Here is an 18,613-nt window from a genome sequence, read left to right as displayed (position 1 = left end):
AATACTTTATTTCGTATTAGCCTATAGTCTATTTCTCCAATTCAGGTTTAATAATTTTTCTGATAAAATTTTCATGAATTATTGATTATGCTAAAACCATATAATTCCGCATTTTTGTAAGCAACTATTTCTGAAATCTCCCTACAAACCCAGACCTTGCAAAAACTACTTAAAAAATTACCTGTTTTCATATTTCTAATACTGCATTTTACTTTTTTAATAGCAGCTATTATTGAAAAACGAGACAATTATACCGCTCTCCTATTTCTAGTGCTAATCGCACTTCTTTTGGGATTATTTTACAGCCAGAAATTCAGGATCGAGCGATCACAACTCAATAAAATTGATCTTGTGCTTGTTATTTTCACTGCCATTGGCGCAATTATAACTTATTGGTTAAATATTCAATTAGACTTAGGGGTAGTCCTGTCTGCCGGAATTACCGGATTAATAAGCTCATTTTTGCCATTTATTAATAGAAGATCCAATCTTTTAAGAGAGCTGCCAGTAGCTATGTATTGCGGAGCTTTCGCAGGGATGACTGCTCCTTTTGTTGCTGATGGTTATGCTTTTATTATACTTGCAGGCATTTTTACCGGAATCATCCTCGTACTATCCAAAGAAACATTGCATGGATTTGGAGGTAAATTAGGTTCTATTGCATTTGGTGGAGTTTCTATAGTGACTTTAATCTTCTTATTACTTCCTTAACATGGATATGATTTTTATTTTATTAGCCGGAGTATTTGGAGCACTTGCTACGTTTTACCTGAACAATACTTTGCAGCTTGGAGGAATTATGGCCTCTGCTGGAATTTCAGTGATAGCAGGAGGTTTCTTTTATCTATTTCCAGAACTACTGAATCCTTTTCTAAGTGTTAATGTACCTCTGGTGATTATGGGTTCTTCTTTTATAGGGATGGCAACCTCCAGAGTAATAAAACAATACTGGATCATTGCGCTTTCAGGTGTTTTTTTCTCCGGAATTTTTCTTCTAAGCAGCTTGTTTTTTGAAGGATACGGTGGTAGTTTAGGAACTATTGCTGCCATTTCTTTAGGTGCAGCATATGCTATGAGACCTTTTAAAAAAATAGTTCTTTCCTTAAACAGATAAAATAGATCAAAGTTGATTTATTGCTGAACCACCTCTTTTAAAACATCCCAAACATTCTCTGCCAGTATCTGCTGTGCTTCTGCATTGGGATGTATCCCGTCCTGTTGATTTAATTGTGGAATACCTGCTACATCTTCGAGTAAAAAAGGAATTAAATAGACATCATTCTTTTCTGCTAAATCAGGAAAAATCTGCTTGAAATCTTTTGTATAATCCTGTCCCATATTTGGAGGAATTTGCATTCCGGCCAGGATGATCTTAATATCAGGATTCTGGGATTCCACATAATCTATAATATCCTGAAGATTTTTTCTGGTTTCAGCTATCGGAATTCCACGTAGACCATCATTTGCTCCAAGTTCAAGTACAAAAATTTCCACATTTTGTTTAAGCACCCAGTCTATCCTGTTTTTCCCACCTGAAGTAGTTTCTCCGCTCAAACCGGCATTCATCACTTGATAAGACAGTCCTAAAGAATCTATTTTTTGCTGAAGAATTTCAGGAAATCCTTCACCTTCTTCAAGACCGTATCCTGCTGTAAGACTATCTCCAAAGAAAAGTATCACCTTCTTCTGCTCCTCGTTATCTTGCTCGTTTTCTACTGCATTTTCAGAAGCCTGTTTTTCTTCTTTTTTTGAAGAGTCACCACAAGACAAAAGAGTGACGAACATGAACAATGATAAAAACAATGTGAAGCTTCTCATAGTTCTATAGATTTAATTGAAATCATTTCTTTATTTTGTTTCTCTCGATAAAGAAACCTAAAAGTAAGAAGATGGCAAAAATTTTAAGCATTCAAAACCTGAAGAAAAGTTACAACAGTGGTTCAAAAGAATTAACCGTTCTGGAAAACATCAGTTTTGAAATTGCCGAAAAAGAAACTTTTGCTATTGTTGGACCTTCCGGAAGTGGAAAAACCACGCTCTTAGGTCTTTGTGCTGGATTAGATCAGCCAAATTCAGGAACAATAGAACTCTGCGGTGCTATTGTTAATGATCTTAATGAAGATCAAAGGGCCATATTAAGAAATCAGAAAGTAGGATTTGTATTTCAGGATTTTCAATTGATTCCCACGCTTACTGCTTTAGAAAATGTGGCTGTTCCATTAGAATTACGAGGGGATCGAAATGCAACCAAAGCCGGAATGGAACTTCTGGAAAAAGTTGGACTGGGAGATCGTTTTGATCATTATCCATCACAACTATCTGGAGGAGAACAACAACGCGTGGCACTTGCAAGAGCATTCAGTACTAAACCTGATATACTATTTGCAGATGAACCTACCGGTAATCTCGATGAGGAAACCGGAAAAAAAGTAGTTGAACTGCTTTTGGAATTGAACAGGGAATCTGGCACCACCCTCGTCATTGTTACCCACGACATGGAACTGGCCAGGAAAACACAGCGAATCCTAAGGTTAAAAGGAGGAAAAGTTATGGAAACCCTAAATGTGTAACCATGAAGGATTCCAAAATTAAATATTCAAAAAAAGCAGGTCTCGGGTGGTTATTAAAAATGGCCATTAGGGATGGAAAGGCCAGTAAGAGAAAACTGTTGCTTTTTATGGCCTCTATAGTACTGGGAATTGCGGCGGTAGTTTCTATACAGTCTTTCAGTAATAATCTAAAAGACAATATCGCTTTGCAGTCCAAGGCCTTGATGGGTGCCGATTATACGATTGATAGCGACAAAAAACCTAATGACAGGGTCACTTTTATGATGGATTCCCTGGGCGGGCCTAATTCCGAAGAGATTAGTTTCGCTTCAATGGCGGCATTTCCAGGGAAAGAAGGTACCAAGCTGGTTCGCGTGAGAGGGATCAAAGGTGAATTTCCTTTGTATGGTGAGCTGGAAACAGAACCTGTTTCAGCAGCAAAAGAATTTCAAAATAAAGGCTCAGCCCTCGTAGACGCAACGCTCATGCTTCAATTGGGAATAAAAACGGGTGATAAAATAAAGATCGGTAATGTTGAGCTCCCAATTGGCGGAACTTTAAAATCGGTTCCTGGTAGTGCTGCGATCTTCAGTTCAATTGCTCCACCAGTTATAATTCCTCATAGTTTTATCGAGGAAACCGGGCTGGTACAGACAGGAAGTAGAATTGGATATAAATATTACTTTCTTGCCGATCCAAAGCTGGATCTGGAAAAATTTGATGCTGAAATCGATCCAATTCTTGACGCGAATGATGCCGACCTGGACACGCATACCTCCACCAGCCAGAGAATGGGCAGGCGTTATGAGAATTTCGGAAAATTTTTAAACCTTGTTGCTTTTATTGCTTTATTACTTGGGTGTATTGGAATTGCAAGCGCCATTCATATTTATATTAAGGAGAAGTTGCGATCTGTTGCAGTTCTTAAATGTCTTGGAGCTTCTAAAAAACAAACTTTCCTTATTTATCTAATACAAATTGCACTTATTGGATTTATTGGCGGTATTCTAGGAACAGGCCTGGGTTTATTACTCCAGCAGCTCTTTCCATTGATTTTGCAGGATATATTACCGGTAAATGTGGACATTTCATTTAGTCCCCGAACTATTTTTATGGGGGTTTTACTGGGTGTTCTCATGTCTATACTTTTTGCACTTTACCCATTAATGGGAACTTTATATGTATCTCCATTGCAAGCGCTTCGTGTTGTAGATTCTGAAAGGTCAAAATCGAAAAGAGCAGGATTTTTTGTTCTTTGCGGGATCTTTCTCTTTATCTTCTTATTTGCTTTTTGGCTACTGGAAGACTGGAAATACTCTCTATTTTTTGTGCTGGGAATAATCATCACTTTTTCTCTTCTGGCAGGAGTGGCCAATTTATTTATGAAAACCATAAAAAAGTATTTCCCTACAGAATGGGGTTTTGTACCCAGACAAAGTCTTCTCAATTTATTTAGACCGCAAAATCAAACGCTTATCCTTGTACTCGCCATAGGCATTGGAACATTTTTGATCAGCACCCTGTATTTCAGCAAAGATCTTTTACTGGCCCAGGCTTCGCTTGAAGAACAGGCAAAAAGTCCTAATATGATCTTATTAGACGTACAGTCTGAACAACAGGAAGAGGTAGCCAATACCATCACGTCTAATAACCTTGATGTACTTGAGAATATTCCAATAGTCACTATGCGGGTGGAGAATTTGAAGGGAAGGTCTGTAAATGATATCAGGGAAGATTCTACATCCCAGGTGAACGGCTGGATACTGCACCATGAATTTAGAACGACCTATAGAGATTCATTAATTTCTTCTGAAGTGTTAGAATCTGGTGAATGGATAGGAGAAAAGTCTTCAAATGGTACTATTCCAATATCTGTAAGCAACAATTTTGCTGAAGACGCCAAAGTTAAAATTGGCGATAAAATAGATTTTAACGTACAGGGTGTATTGCTCAATACGGTAGTAGGAAGTATTCGTAGCGTAGACTGGAGTAGAATGCAGCTTAATTTTTCTATTGTATTTCCAACCGGAGTACTTGAAGACGCACCGCAGTTTCGTGTTCTCACCACTAAAGTCCCAGATGAAAACAGGTCGGCCGAATTACAGCAGAGCCTTGTAGAGCAATTCCCTAACCTAACCATCATCGATCTAAGACAGGTATTAAGTTTAATTGAGAAGATATTGGGGAAAATCTCATGGCTCATTAATTTCATGGCATTCTTTAGTATTTTAACGGGAATAATCGTTTTAATTGGAGCAGTAAGAACCAGTAAATATCAACGTATAAGAGAAAGCGTTCTGTTACGAACGCTAGGAGCAAGAAGCGATCAGATCTTAAAGATCCTGGCTCTTGAATATTTTTATCTGGGAATGATTGGTGCACTCTCAGGAATATTATTGTCCCTGGTTAGCAGTTTATTACTGGGCTATTTTGTTTTTGAAACCACTTTTATCCCTTCCTGGGTTCCATTTTCAGTCTTATTGCCAGGAATCATTGTTTTGGTAATGGGCATAGGTTTGGGAAATAGTCTTGGGGTAATTAAGAGTCCGCCACTGGTTGTTCTTCGGAAAGAACTGAGGTAAATGTCTTTTAAAAACCTGAATTTTCAAGGTTTATTAAAAGTTTAACTCCGCATTTAGTGCTTTTGTTTAGAGTAGACCGTAATTTTAGAATTAGCTGAATTTAAACAATGAGAACATATGGAGGATTATCATTTAGAATTAAATGATGTAGACGAATTTATACCTGAACTTGCCAATAAATTTGGGAGTGATTTTTCTGAACATCTCGGTGAATTTCAGTTACAAATACCAGAAAGCAAAGGAGATGGAATGATTAAAGGAATCAATTTCCCAAATGGAATAGGTTTATACACCTACCATTGTAAACTAAAAACAGATCTGAGCCTTTGTATCTCTCAACCTTTTATAAAACCAATCAGGTTTATTTATTGTGTAAGGGGGCAAGTGCAAAGCCATTTTAAAAATAGTGAAGATCAAACTAATATTGCAGATCACCAGTTTCTAATTGCAGCTCCAAGAGATAATGAAACTCATAGTCTTATTTTTAATAAGAGCAAGGACACGGTCATTTGTTACCTTGAGATAGACCGCCTGAAATTTCAACAATATTTTTCATTTGATCCTCACGATCTTGAACCGGTTTTCTATAAAATTTTTAGTGATATAAAAGCCTTAAACCGGATTTCGGAAACCGGAAGTTTCAGCCTTAAAACAGCTGACGCTATTAAAGAAATTAGAAATTGTGAATTAACAGGATTTCCCCGTATAAATTTTATTGGGGCCAAAGCACTAGAAGTCTTAAGTTATATGCTTGCCAGATTTAAGAAAGAAAAGCAGCGATTCGAGAGTGACAATATAAAGCAAAGCGACCGCAAGGCGATTGAAACTGCGGTAGAATATATTGATACTCATATTGCCCAAACCGGTACCGTAAGCGATCTCGCCATGATTGCAGGAATAAATACCAATAAACTTCAGGAAGGTTTTCAGATAATTTATGGCAAAACTGTGAATGAATATATTAGGGATGTTAGGCTAACAAAATCCCTTAATATGCTTTCTGCAGGTAATAAAAATGTAAGTGAGGTTGTTTACGAGCTAGGACTTTCAAGCCGAAGTTATTTCTCTAAGATCTTTAAAGCGAAATATGGAGTTTCCCCACGAAAAATATTATCTAAAAAACAGACTCCCCAGGAACTTAAGAAATAAACCCTGAATTTTAAGATAAAGAGCTACCCACTCCATTTAGGGTGAACCCCCCCCAGTTGTATTTCATTGATTTTAAATACTTTAGACTTTAATTTCAATTGGATATTTTTTGAAAATCCGGTATAACAAAGAATCCAAGAAGGTTATGGGTTATCATTTATCAATCATCATCCATTATCATTCTAATATGTAGTTTTAATCTTCTTTTTCAATATCAGACATTTTGAGTGTGGTAGCTCTTTGACTTAGCCGTTAAAATACCGGATTTTCATTTGTATCCATTTACAAGATTCTCCATAGAATTAAAGATCGAGGTACCGACCATCTTTAATTTTCCATTCAGGAGTCCTAATTTGATGCTATTCATTTCTCAAAAATTTTTAATTGTTTTATATTCAGGCCTATTTCAAAGCGAACTAAAACATGAATTCAAAATTTAAAAAAGGCCTGAGTGTATTTGCTCTGGTTTCCATTATTGGCTATACTAACGGCCAGGAAAAAGAAAAAGAATCAATGACTACTAATCCCCTATTAACAAATTGGACCGGGCCATACCAGGGTGTACCGGCATTTGATAAGATGAAGGTCGATCTTGTGAAGCCAGCAATTAGAAAAGGTATGGAATTGCACCTGGCCGATATTGACAAGATTACTGCAAATACCGAAGACCCTACTTTCGAAAATACCATTGTTCCTCTGGAGAAAGCCGGACAGGAATTAGACAGAGCTTTTACTTATTATGGCATTTACAGCAGTAATGTTTCCAGTCCAGAATTTAGAGAAGTTCAAAAAGAACTGGCTCCTGAGATCTCTGAATTCTCTTCAAAGATCAGCCAGAATGAAGAGCTTTTTAAAAGGATCAAAACTGTATATGAAAAATCCCAGAAAGATCCTTTAGATGCAGCCGAACAAAGAGTCATTGACCTTATTTATGAAGATTTTGCCATGCAGGGAGCAGACCTCAATAAAGAAGACAAAAAAAGGTATGCTGAAATAAACAAGGAGTTATCTGGTCTGTATACCAGTTTTTCAAATAACGTCCTTGCAGATGAAGAGAATTATGTAACCTATCTTGATAAAGATCAACTTGGTGGTTTACCCGACTCTTATATCAAGTCTGCCGCCCAGGCTGCAACTAATCGTGGTGAAGATGGCAAATATGCCGTTACCAATACCCGCTCTTCAATGGATCCATTTTTAACCTATTCCACAGAAAGGGAATTGCGCGAGAAAGTATGGAATAATTACTATTCCCGTGGCGATAACGGGGATGAGTATGACAATAACGAGATCATAAAAAAGATCCTGAAATTACGTGATGAACGAGTAGAATTACTGGGGCATGAAAATTATGCACAATGGCGCTTACAAAACAGAATGGCTAAAACTCCTGAAAATGCCATGGATCTTATGATGAAAGTATGGCCTGCTGCGCTGGCAAGAGTAAAAGAAGAAGTAAGCGATATGCAAAAGGTGGCAAATGCCGAAGGAGCAGATATCACTATAAAACCCTGGGATTATAGATTCTATGCCGAAAAAGTTAGAAAAGAAAAGTATGACCTGGATAGCGAAGAAGTAAAACAATATCTTGAATTAGGAAACCTTACCCAGGCTTTGTTCTTTACCGCTGGAGAATTATTCAATTTTGAATTCACCCTCGTCGAAGAAGGTAGTGTTCCGGTTTTTCATGAAGATGTGAAAGTTTGGGAAGTTAGTGATAAAGACTCTGGAGAGCTTGTTGGCTTATGGTACTTAGATCCTTATGCGAGACAAGGTAAACGTTCGGGCGCCTGGGCTACAACCTACAGAAGTTACAATGAGCTCATGGGTGCAAAGCCGGTTCTATCCTCCAATAATTCAAATTTTATCAAACCAGCACCGGGAGAACCTGTTCTGGTATCATGGGACGATGCAAATACTTTTTTCCATGAATTCGGGCATGCGCTGCATTTTCTATCTGCCGATATTGAATATCCAACTCTTAACAGCGGTGTAAGGGATTATACTGAATTTCAGTCGCAGTTACTGGAAAGATGGTTATCTACAGATAAAGTGATCAACCAGTTTTTGAGGCATCATGAAACTAATGAAGTGATCCCTGCAGACCTGGTAAAGAAGATCAAAAAAGCCGCTACTTTCAACCAGGGATTTGCCACTACAGAGTTTCTGGCTTCAGCAATCATGGATATGAAATATCATACTACAGATCCTGATAAGATTGAACCAGATACGTTTGAAAGAGAAACTTTAAAAGAGCTGAATATGCCAGAAGAAATCGTGATGCGTCACCGTACCCCTCATTTTGGTCATGTATTCTCAGGAGAAGGATATGCTACCGGATATTACGGTTATTTATGGGCAGATGTATTAACATCAGATGCTTCAGAGGCCTTTGCGGAGGCACCAGGTGGTTTTTATGATGAGGAGGTGGCAGCAAAACTGGTTAAATATCTTTTTGCCCCAAGAAATGCCATGGATCCTGCGGAAGCTTATAAGAAATTTAGAGGTAGAGATGCCGAAATTGATGCTTTGATGCGCGACCGTGGATTCCCGGTTCCTGAAAAGGAAATGAAATAATTATTTAATATTTCTCAATATAAAGAACCAGTTTTCTGACCTCAACTTCGGAATTTTAGGTATTTAGAAACGAATCTTTGGAAGCTGTAACAGTTTTAACTTCCAAAGATTCTTTTTTTGTAATAGCTTACTACTTTTGATCTATGCATAAACATTTCAAGATCTATAAGCCTTATGGCTATTTAAGCCAGTTCATTACAAATCAGAAACCAGGCGGGAAACATAAATTGCTTGGTGATCTATATAATTTTCCAGCAAATACTATGGCTATTGGCAGACTGGATAAAGATTCTGAAGGCTTATTACTACTTACCACCAATGGAAAATTAAGTACTAAGATCACTGCCGGAAATAGCGAAAAAGAATACCACGTACAACTTGATGGAGTCATAACCGATGATGCCATTGCCGAATTAAGGAAAGGTGTAGACATTAGTATTTTTGGAAATCCTTACAGAACACTGGAATGTGATGTGAAAAAATTAGAGAAAAGACCAACATTTCCTCAGCGGGCGAAAAAAATTAGAGATGAACGCCACGGACCTACCAGCTGGATAAGTATTACTCTCACTGAAGGAAAATTTAGACAGGTAAAAAAAATGACGGCAGCAGTGGGGTTTCCCACTTTACGACTGGTGAGAGTACGCATTGGAAACGAAAAAATTGAAACTATGGATGCTGGTGAGGTACGCTCACTCGAAAAAATAGCTCTCTAATATCCTACAGCCTTTCCATCATAACTTCTACTATCTGCAGCTCCTTCTAACATCCCTGTCTCAGGATCTATAGAAATTCCCATGGCCCTGCCCTGTGTATTCCTAATTTCAAATTCATGACCCATTTCATTATATAATCTTTGAGTATCTGGTGAAAAACCCCACTCTTCAAAATAAGTGACATCTGGTAACCATTGATGATGAAACCTGGGAGATTCAATTGCTTTAGCGATATCCATATCATAATCAACCATGTTAAGAATTACCTGCAGCACCGTATTTATAATGGTTCTTCCTCCAGGTGAACCAATTACAATCACCGGCTTTCCATCTTTGGCTACAATTACAGGACTCATACTGGAAAGCATACGCTTACCCGGCTCAATCTGGTTTGGTTTGGTCCCTATTCTTCCTTTGGTATCTGTATATCCAGGGATCGCATTAAAATCACCCATTTCATTATTCAGAAGAAAGCCAGCACCCTCCACCACTATTTTTGAACCATAAGACTGCTCCAGGGTATAGGTAAGAGAAACCGCATTTCCCATGGAGTCTACAACAGATAAATGTGTGGTTTCAGTACTTTCATAGGTAAGGTGGGCTTTGTTAAAATTGGCAGAATCACTGGGTGTCGCCTTTTGTTTTAAAATGGTACTTCTAAGCTTATTCGCATATTCTTTTGAGGTGATCTTATCTAATGGCATCTGCTCATTAAAATCAGGATCTCCAAGATACAATGCTCTATCTGCAAAGGCTCTTCGCATTGCTTCAGTGATATAATGAAGACTTTGGGCAGAATTATGTCCTTCATTTGTCAAGTCAAAACCTTCCAGAATATTCAGCATTTCTACAATCGCTGTCCCACCCGAGCTTGGTGGTGGCATGCCGATAATATCATAAGTACGATAAGTGCCTTTAATGGGCTCCATTTCCTCAGCTCTATACTCTTTGAGATCTTTCTTAGTAATGATTCCACCATTAGATCTCATAAAATCTGCAATCAAACTTGCTGTTTTCCCCATATAAAATCCATCTGCTCCCTTATCCCGGATTCGCTTTAACGTTTCAGATAGATCTTTTTGAATTAATATATCCCCGGCTGTAAAGGGAGTTCCGTCTTTTTTAAGAAAGATCCTGGCAGTGGACTCATATTCATCTTTATTTTCAAAGACCCAATTAGAAAAATCCTCAATTACAGGGCTAATCGCAAATCCGTTTTCGGCAAGATTAATCGCTGGCTGTAATAATTTTTTCCAGGGTAATTTTCCGAATTTCTGGTGAGCCATGAACAATCCGCTCACCGTTCCGGGAACACCAACAGATAAAAGGCCATCATGATTGGTGTTATCTTTTACATTTCCATTTTTATCCAGATACATCCTGCGGGTTGCAGCAAGGGGTGCTTTCTCTCTAAAATTAAAAGTAGTTGTTTCACCATCTCCTGCGTGATACACGAGAAATCCACCGCCACCAATATTTCCAGCTGCCGGCAGAGTAACAGATAATGCAAAAGCCGTTGCGATGCTGGCATCAATTGCAGTTCCTCCCTGAGACAGGATATCTTTACCAACCTGTGAAGCTAAATAATGACTGCTAACAACCATCCCTTTCTTAGCAGAAACAGGGATTCTTCCTCCCTGTGCACCAAGTTGAAAACTAAAAGAGAAGAAAATAAAAAGGCCCAGAAAAAATTTGGAGAAATCACTCATTCTTTTGGATTTAGAGAATCTAAACCTACTTAAAATTGAATTCTAAAACAACCGGGGAAAATAGAATTTTTAACAGCTTGAAAGCTTTAGGTTAAAAGCTGCTTTAAATAATAAAAACGTCTCTTTTGCCTTTTGTGTAGCTGTATTAATTTCGTCCTGAGTAAATTCTCTGGACCTGAGGAATTTTAAATACTCATTCCACCCAGTCATACCACTGCGTTCACCGTTAAAAAAAAGCTGGTCTGGAATTGAACTTAAGGAGTTACAATTTTTTACTTCTTTACCTATCAACATTCCACCCATTGCGGAGCCTTCAACTACGTAAGCGGCACCAATGGCTTCTGCTTCTGAGTTACAACTGAATTCCAGATCACAGTTCAGCTCTGTAACTTCAAGTTTATTAAGATCCTGCTGTAGTCTTCTGGCTTTATCTAAACCAAATTCTGGAATGAACTTTTTTATCTCTTTCCCTGAGGTTTTATAAGCGATATAATTTTGAAAAAGCAGAAGTTTATATTCCTCAATATCTATGGAGTGACCCAAAATTTTGCCGGCAATATTATCTGCTTCAATTTCCTGATGTAAAACTGCAGTTTCCTCGCGTAACTTATTTAATATCTCCATTATCCAAATTAAATTGGGTTATTGCCTGCTTTATATGTTGAATGTTGTCACGCTGTTCTGCATTATCTGAATTGATCTTATCCAGATAATTATAGATTTGGTTCACAGTGATCTTATTATTCCTAATACGGTCCCGTAACTCATCCCGGGAAACCATATTAATTACAACTTTCTTAAGCAGGGGATTCAATTTTTCACTTAAGATATTCATGTGTTTTTTCAGAATATATCCGGATGCACCGTTCAAAATAGTGTTAGCCGCTAATTCTTCATCATTAATTGTCCCGGTAATAAATATGAGCTCAATGCTGCTGTCGTATTCTTTTGCGGTCTCCATAATATCAAGGCCTGTGCATTTAGGTAAGTTATAATCAGATAGAACAACGTCTGGAGCAAAATTTACCAAAAGCTCTCTAAAATCCTGTAGATTATCTGTAACCTCGATATTAGGTTCAGAAACTATTTTATTGATCTGTCTTTTTATAAGGAAAACATCATCCTTGTTATCTTCTACAAGTACAATATTTAGTTTGTTTTTAATCATTGGCTACATGAATATCTACGAAAGTAGTTGAATCCTGTTTATAAAACAATCCTTAAAAGTTAAACGTAAAAGTAAAAGACAGAGCCTGATTTCTCTTTAGCCTCAGCCCAGATTTTACCATTATGTTTTTCAATGATCTTTTTCACTATAGCTAAGCCTATTCCTGTTCCCTGGTAATCATCTCCAGAATGTCTGGAAAATAAATTAAAGATCTCTTCTTTGTATTTTGGATCAAAACCAATACCGTTATCTTTTACAAAATAGATGGTTCTTCTATCATGTATTCTGGTTCCAATCTCTATCCTCGGTTTTTCGTTCTTTTCACTATATTTTAGCGCATTGGTAATAAGATTAGACCAAACCTGGCTTAACATTCGCCTGTCCCCGACCAGTTTGGGCATATTTTCTTCCACTATAATTTCAGTTTTTGGATAATTTGACTTTAGATTGAAAGAAACAAGTATTTCCCCGATCATAGTATTAGGAGAGTTCAAATTCCTATGAACATCCTGATTGGAAACTCCCGCGAAAGAAAGTATATTATCAATAAGTTCCCGCATTTTTTCAGCCGAACTTAAAATAGTATCAACAGCCATTTGTCCTTCTTTATGAAGATCGGTATAATGATCTTCTTTTAAAACGTGGGCGTATCCATCAATTCCTCTTAGAGGCGCTTTAAGATCATGAGATAGTCCCTGACTGAACAATTCCAGCTCATTATGCGCATCTACCAATTGTTTATTTAGATTATCTATCTCCTTTTTCTGATTTTCCAGAATCACATAACTAACGCTTTCCCCAAGTTTTCTGGCTCCACTAATTTCAAAGTCCTGCCAGGGATGAGAAATTCCTGTTAATTGCTCTGTCCATTTCTCAAATGACTTACGAGGCGTTAAACGCTCTTTTTCTTCATTATAAGTAGCTTTATTTTCTGGATTTCCTCCCCATTCTACTGTTTTGATCACTTCTGGTCTAAACCAAATCAAAAAATCGCTTTCGCTCTGGCCTAGTCTTAAACTTAAAATTCCAGATCCAGATTCCTTGAAATTCTCAGCCATTGGATAAAACTGCTGAAGCTGCTTTGTATGGAAAAGACTCTCCTTCTTTTTTGCCAGAAAATCCCTTACCAACTTTTTAATATCCTTTTTATCTGGTGTTTTGCCTACAAGCTTGATTTTTCCATTTAAGATAATAGCAGCTCCACCACATTCAAGCAGATCTGTAATTTTAGTTGCTGAAGATCTTAAACCCCGATTGATATTAGCCTCCAGATGAATTTGATTTATAAGTTCCAGGGTTAAAGCATCCAGCTTTTCAATATTAGAAATAAAGCTTTTTGAATTCTTTAACGATAATTCATTTGAAAATATCTGAATAAGAAATTCACAAGTTTGTCGCTGGTAATAATTGATAAATTTTGGCTGATAATGGTGACAGGTTAATAATCCCCATAGCTTTCCATTGCTTAATAAAGCTGCTGTTAATGAAGCTCCCACTTTCATATTTTGGAGGTACTCTATATGTATGGGAGAGACGCCACGCAATTTTGAATTCGTTAGGTCCAGGGGTTCATTGGTTTCAGGTGAAAGCCGCGGAATGATCTTCACCGGAGAATAGTTCACATCAGAAATAATTCGAACTCGATTCTTTAAAAATAATTGTCGGGCCTGTTTTGGAATATCACTTGCAGGATATTGCAACCCAAGCCAGCTTTCCATTTCTTCATTAAGTTCTTCAGCTATGACCTGTCCATTCCATTCCTCATCAAACTTATAGATCATCACCCTATCATAGCCAAAGATAGACTTGGTGATCTTTGCTGCATCCCTGCATAATTCTTCTGCATCTTGAGAAACACTGAGGGTATTCAATAAACTACTAAGTCCTTTTTGAAAATCAAAATTATCAGCTTTGGCACTGATGGGTTCGATATCCAGAATAAAGTTTGTACTATTCACATGGGGAATCACTACAAACTCCTTATCATTAATGCATGTTTCTTCAACTTTAAAAGCATGATCTTCAAAAACCGCTGAAAGAATTTTACGAGAGAGTTCGACACCTAATATTACATCAAGTTCTTTACCCAAAAGGTCTTCTGCAGGAACATTAAAAAATTCCTTACAATTTTCACCAATCTGAATGATTCTACCGGTGAATTTATCACAGGCGATCACTACGCCATAGGACTGGGTACTTCCAATAATATGGATTGGTTCTTTTTCACAACTGGAAAGATCCACTCTTTCGGGGTACCTATTATGTTCAGCCATTCTGGTCTTAAGCCTTTAATTTAAAGTAGAAGGTACTTCCTACGCCTTCCTGTGAATCTACCCAAATAGTTCCTTCATGAAGAAGTACAATTTTTTCTACATGGGCAAGGCCAACCCCTGTCCCCTCTGTATCTTCGTTTCCGGGAACTCTGTTAAAAATGGTGAAAATGTTTCGCTGGTCTTCTTTTGAAATTCCCAGACCATTATCTACAATAGAGAAAACCCAGAATTTATCTTCTTTGTATGCTGAGATTCTAATTTCTGGAGCTCGATCTTTAGGAACATATTTTATAGCATTGCTTATAAGATTCTGAAAAAGGAGTCTTAATTCCACTTCAAATCCTTTTACTTCCGGCAACGCTCCTGTATGAATTTTGGCATTAGAATCCCTGATGCTTTTTCCAAGATCATATTTTACTACCTCAACGATCTCCTTAGTATTGACTAAAGATTTTTTTCCGTTTTTTCCAATTCTTGAATGTTCCAGCAATGCCCTGATTTGAGCAGAAAGTCTGTCTGAAGCGTTCTTAATATATTTAATATAATTCTCCCCTTTCTCATCCAGTTTACTGGCGTACATCTTCCCAAGTACGTCACTACCAAATTTTATAGTAGCCAGAGGTTCCTGGAGGTCATGAGAACATATAGATACGAACTGTTCAAGGTCTCTATTGGCTCTTTCCAGGTCGTTCTTTTGCTCTTTTAACTGTTCCTGAGCTTTTTGTAAGGCAGAAATATCTACACAGGTATAACGAATAGTTTTAAGGTTGTTGTTTTCATCTTTCTCGGCGGTAGCATTTAAGATCACCGGTAATACTCTACCTTTTCTAGTGATCATATTCTGCTCTATATTTACCAGTTCACCAGATTTTTTAATACTTGATTGTAGTTTCACTGTATTAAGCTGGGAATCTTTATCAAATAGTTCCAAAATAGACTTTCCAAAAAGGTCTTCCTTAGAATCATATCCTAACTTTTGCACAGCTTTTTTGTTACACTGAACGATCTCAGATGATTTTGGATCCACGCTAATATGAAGTACCGGATCATCTTCGTAAAAAGACTTGAAACGCTTTTCACTAGCCATCAGTTTTTCTTTAGACTTCTGTATGGTTTCAACATCTATAAAGGAGATCACTACCCCGCTAATCTCATTTTCAGATTCCATATACGGGGAAATTCTTTGAAGGTAATTTCTTCCTTCCCTGGAGACGATAGGCTTTTCTAATACTTTCCCGGTATCTAATACTTTCTTACATCGATCTAAAAAACTTTGTTTCCTGGTTAACCCAAAGCTATTGGTGAAATTATCGATAGGTCTGCCAATATCACCATTAATAAGACTAAAATGCTTTTTAATGGGCGGTGTAAACTTTCTTATTTTTAAATCTGAATCAAGAAATATAACTCCAATATCTGTACTCTTGAGGAGGTTATGCATATCGTCGTTTAATGCTGCCAGATCATCTACTTTCTGGATATTCTCAGCATTTACAGTATTTATCTCTTCGTTTACACTTTGTAATTCTTCATTTGTGCTTTGAAGTTCTTCATTAGAAGCCAGAAGTTCCTCATTGGCCGCCTGTAGCTCCTCGTTACTGGTTTCTATCTCTTCTAACGAAGTTTGGAGATCTTCCTTGGTTTGTTTTAATTCGATCTCCAGGTTTTGAACGTATTCTTTAGTTTGACTGGAAGGACTCACTTTTGCCACCTCTTCTACATCTTTTAGATTCAGTTCTTTCTCAATAAAAGTGATCACATAATTAGTTTCTCCCTCTAGACTATAATTTTTGAAAGGTTTTATAATGATATCTGCACCAATCTTTTTATCTCGCTGGTTAATTACCGCATCCCTATAAATTACCTTATCCTCGTTCTTATAAGCTTTATTAAAGGTAGACTGAACCACATATTTGAGTTCAGAATCCAGCATATCCAATAAATTGATAGAAAATCCATTCAAGGGAAGATTCGCGTATTTTCTAAATTCTCCCACGGCCTGAAGAATATTATAATCTGAATCTACAAAGACAGAAGCTCCACCAAACTGCTCCAGAATGGTCTCATTTAATTCTCCCTGAAGTTTTTGACGAATAGGATTGGATGGATTCCTAACTTTTCGCTCTCTCTGTGCCTTATTTTCCAGTAATTCTGTAGTTGATCTTCCTGTATTGGTCGCGTGGGATATACCATTCTTTAAGCGGGTACTGGGTTTAATATTTCTGTAGATCTTACATTTGCGATCTATCTCCCTAAAATTTTCCTTATGTGTATGTACACTTTCACTGGTACCAAGCAACAGCACACCCTTTTCAACTAATGCATAGTGTAACATATTAAGTGTTTTCTTCTGGATGCTGTTTTGAAAATAGATCAAAAGGTTTCTACACACCACCATATCCATATTGCTAAATGGTGGATTTTTGATGATATTATGTCTTGAAAAGATAACCGACCTTCTAAGTCTATCACATACCTGATATCCATTAGATTTGCTTAGAAAATATTTTATTAAAAAATCTTTAGAAACATCTGCAACGATACTTTCAGGATAAATTCCTTTAGCGGCAATATCCAGATGGGGTTGAGAAATATCTGTAGCAAAAATTTTAATTTCAATGTCCTTGCCTTGTAGTTCCATTTCCTCATGAAGATACATAGCTAAAGAATAAGCTTCTTCTCCCGTACTACAAGCAACATCCCAGACCTTTAGAATCTCTCCATCTTGCTTTTCCTTAATCATTTTAGGGAAAACATCTTTTCTTAAAACTTCCCATACCATCTCATCGCGGAAAAACCTTGTCACGCCAATTAGAAATTCTCTATAGAGAATCTCCACTTCACTTTTATTGCTGGTTAGAAAATCATAGTATTCCTTTAAATTGTTACACTTACATACATTTACCCTTCTCGCTACTCTACGAGCTAGCGTAGCATATTTATATTCTCTAAAGTCGAGTCCAGATTTTTCATCTACATAATTAAGGATCCTGTTTAATTCAATTTCGTCATATTGAACATCTCCATCTTTAAAGTGAAATATCGGGGGACTTGAGATAAAATTACGCAACTCAGACCCCATTTCGCGTACAGGAAGTATATAATCTACAAGCCCGGTATTTATGGCACTTTTGGGCATCCCATCAAATTTTGCATCTTTGGGATCCTGCACCATGATCATTCCGTCATTTTCCTTAATAGCTCTGGCTCCTCTGGTGCCATCGCTCCCTGTTCCACTTAAAATTACACCCACCGCTCTTTCTTTTCGTTCTCTCGCCATTGATTCAAAGAACATATCTATTGGCAGGTTGAGGGTTTGATTCTTGGGCTTTTCTGTTAACCTTAGAATTTCATCTTCAAGAATAAGGTTATTAGCTGGTGGTATAAGATAAATATGCCCAGATTTCACCTGCATTTGATCTTTAATTTGTACGATTGGCAAATTTGTATGCTTTATAAGAAGCTCACCCATCATGCTCTTAAAATCTGGAGATAAGTGCTGAATAATTACATAGGCATTTTTATCGTTTGCAGGAATATTCTTAAAAAAGTCTTTTAAAGCTTCCAGCCCCCCGGCGCTCGCCCCTACTGCAACAATCCTGGGCTGCTCACTATTATTTTTATTTATAGTTTCTACTGTAGAACTTTCTTTAGTACTTTTCATTAATCTGAGTAGTAGGTTTTTACTTAACAATCGTACAGATTATCACTAATTTGTAATAATATTATTTTTTTCAAATTTATATTGCTCCAAAACAAACATTTATTACGGCAAATGCTTAGTATTTTCAAGGAATTTCAGCTACGAGCCCACCATTTCTGAAAAAAATGCATTCCCTAATTTATAGGGCAATATTTCATATAATTCTTCTTATTAAGAAAAACCTGAC

At 37.1% G+C, this 18,613-nt stretch carries 13 protein-coding genes; 7 read left to right on the top strand and 6 right to left on the bottom strand.

The window, feature by feature from the left end:
* The first annotated feature begins 156 nt into the window (after nt 1–156).
* Nucleotides 157–711, top strand: coding sequence for a hypothetical protein (locus BLT95_RS01910; RefSeq protein ID WP_089664383.1), 555 nt, complete (start codon nt 157–159; stop codon nt 709–711).
* Between the two features lies 1 nt (nt 712).
* Nucleotides 713–1,114 (top strand): hypothetical protein, encoded by a 402-nt coding sequence (locus tag BLT95_RS01905; protein WP_089664382.1) that lies wholly within the window; start codon nt 713–715, stop codon nt 1,112–1,114.
* Between the two features lie 17 nt (nt 1,115–1,131).
* Here the strand turns inward: BLT95_RS01905 and BLT95_RS01900 are convergent, their stop codons facing one another.
* On the bottom strand, nt 1,132–1,818 hold the full coding sequence (locus BLT95_RS01900) for an arylesterase (protein ID WP_089664381.1): 687 nt from the start codon (nt 1,816–1,818) through the stop codon (nt 1,132–1,134).
* A 71-nt stretch (nt 1,819–1,889) separates the two neighbouring features.
* Here BLT95_RS01900 and BLT95_RS01895 point away from each other — a divergent pair, with 71 nt between their 5' ends.
* The 5 genes from BLT95_RS01895 to BLT95_RS01875 all read left to right on the top strand — a co-directional run bounded on the left by BLT95_RS01895 (nt 1,890) and on the right by BLT95_RS01875 (nt 9,573).
* On the top strand, nt 1,890–2,570 hold the full coding sequence (locus tag BLT95_RS01895) for an ABC transporter ATP-binding protein (protein WP_089664380.1): 681 nt from the start codon (nt 1,890–1,892) through the stop codon (nt 2,568–2,570).
* Nucleotides 2,571–2,572: 2 nt separating this feature from the next.
* On the top strand, nt 2,573–5,131 hold the full coding sequence (locus BLT95_RS01890; protein WP_231896394.1) for an FtsX-like permease family protein: 2,559 nt from the start codon (nt 2,573–2,575) through the stop codon (nt 5,129–5,131).
* Nucleotides 5,132–5,248: 117 nt separating this feature from the next.
* Entirely contained in the window at nt 5,249–6,280 is a 1,032-nt protein-coding gene (locus BLT95_RS01885) for an AraC family transcriptional regulator (RefSeq protein WP_089664379.1), read from the top strand.
* Between the two features lie 423 nt (nt 6,281–6,703).
* The gene (locus BLT95_RS01880) at nt 6,704–8,857 is read left to right on the top strand and encodes a M3 family metallopeptidase (protein ID WP_089664378.1); all 2,154 of its coding nucleotides are present in this window, start codon (nt 6,704–6,706) and stop codon (nt 8,855–8,857) included.
* A gap of 143 nt (nt 8,858–9,000) precedes the next feature.
* Entirely contained in the window at nt 9,001–9,573 is a 573-nt protein-coding gene (locus tag BLT95_RS01875) for a pseudouridine synthase (RefSeq protein ID WP_089664377.1), read from the top strand.
* On the opposite strand, the gene ggt is transcribed toward BLT95_RS01875, so the two are convergent.
* The 5 genes from ggt to BLT95_RS01850 all read right to left on the bottom strand — a co-directional run bounded on the left by ggt (nt 9,570) and on the right by BLT95_RS01850 (nt 18,387).
* Nucleotides 9,570–11,282: a gamma-glutamyltransferase gene (ggt, locus tag BLT95_RS01870; protein WP_089664376.1), complete on the bottom strand. Its 1,713-nt coding sequence runs from the start codon at nt 11,280–11,282 to the stop codon at nt 9,570–9,572. The genes BLT95_RS01875 and ggt overlap by 4 nt on opposite strands.
* Before the next feature lie 69 nt (nt 11,283–11,351).
* Nucleotides 11,352–11,906: a biliverdin-producing heme oxygenase gene (locus BLT95_RS01865; RefSeq protein ID WP_089664375.1), complete on the bottom strand. Its 555-nt coding sequence runs from the start codon at nt 11,904–11,906 to the stop codon at nt 11,352–11,354.
* Entirely contained in the window at nt 11,890–12,450 is a 561-nt protein-coding gene (locus BLT95_RS01860; protein WP_089664374.1) for a response regulator, read from the bottom strand. Before BLT95_RS01860 ends, BLT95_RS01865 begins: the two co-directional genes overlap by 17 nt.
* Before the next feature lie 59 nt (nt 12,451–12,509).
* Nucleotides 12,510–14,723: an ATP-binding protein gene (locus tag BLT95_RS01855; RefSeq protein ID WP_089664373.1), complete on the bottom strand. Its 2,214-nt coding sequence runs from the start codon at nt 14,721–14,723 to the stop codon at nt 12,510–12,512.
* Nucleotides 14,724–14,730: 7 nt separating this feature from the next.
* Nucleotides 14,731–18,387, bottom strand: a complete 3,657-nt coding sequence (locus tag BLT95_RS01850; RefSeq protein ID WP_089664372.1) for a chemotaxis protein CheB — start codon at nt 18,385–18,387, stop codon at nt 14,731–14,733.
* Nucleotides 18,388–18,613 lie beyond the last annotated feature (226 nt).

This window comes from Gramella sp. MAR_2010_147 (assembly GCF_900105135.1).
Taxonomy (GTDB): Bacteria; Bacteroidota; Bacteroidia; order Flavobacteriales; family Flavobacteriaceae; genus Christiangramia.
This window is presented reverse-complemented; position numbering and strand designations above follow the sequence as displayed.

Coding starts and splice junctions, on each gene's coding strand:
- BLT95_RS01905 (WP_089664382.1), top strand. CDS start 713: ATGGATATGATTTTTATTTTATTAGCCGGAGTATTTGGAGCACTTGCT.
- BLT95_RS01900 (WP_089664381.1), bottom strand. CDS start 1,818: ATGAGAAGCTTCACATTGTTTTTATCATTGTTCATGTTCGTCACTCTT.
- BLT95_RS01895 (WP_089664380.1), top strand. CDS start 1,890: ATGGCAAAAATTTTAAGCATTCAAAACCTGAAGAAAAGTTACAACAGT.
- BLT95_RS01890 (WP_231896394.1), top strand. CDS start 2,573: ATGAAGGATTCCAAAATTAAATATTCAAAAAAAGCAGGTCTCGGGTGG.
- BLT95_RS01885 (WP_089664379.1), top strand. CDS start 5,249: ATGGAGGATTATCATTTAGAATTAAATGATGTAGACGAATTTATACCT.
- BLT95_RS01880 (WP_089664378.1), top strand. CDS start 6,704: ATGAATTCAAAATTTAAAAAAGGCCTGAGTGTATTTGCTCTGGTTTCC.
- BLT95_RS01875 (WP_089664377.1), top strand. CDS start 9,001: ATGCATAAACATTTCAAGATCTATAAGCCTTATGGCTATTTAAGCCAG.
- ggt (WP_089664376.1), bottom strand. CDS start 11,282: ATGAGTGATTTCTCCAAATTTTTTCTGGGCCTTTTTATTTTCTTCTCT.
- BLT95_RS01865 (WP_089664375.1), bottom strand. CDS start 11,906: ATGGAGATATTAAATAAGTTACGCGAGGAAACTGCAGTTTTACATCAG.
- BLT95_RS01860 (WP_089664374.1), bottom strand. CDS start 12,450: ATGATTAAAAACAAACTAAATATTGTACTTGTAGAAGATAACAAGGAT.
- BLT95_RS01855 (WP_089664373.1), bottom strand. CDS start 14,723: ATGGCTGAACATAATAGGTACCCCGAAAGAGTGGATCTTTCCAGTTGT.
- BLT95_RS01850 (WP_089664372.1), bottom strand. CDS start 18,387: ATGAAAAGTACTAAAGAAAGTTCTACAGTAGAAACTATAAATAAAAAT.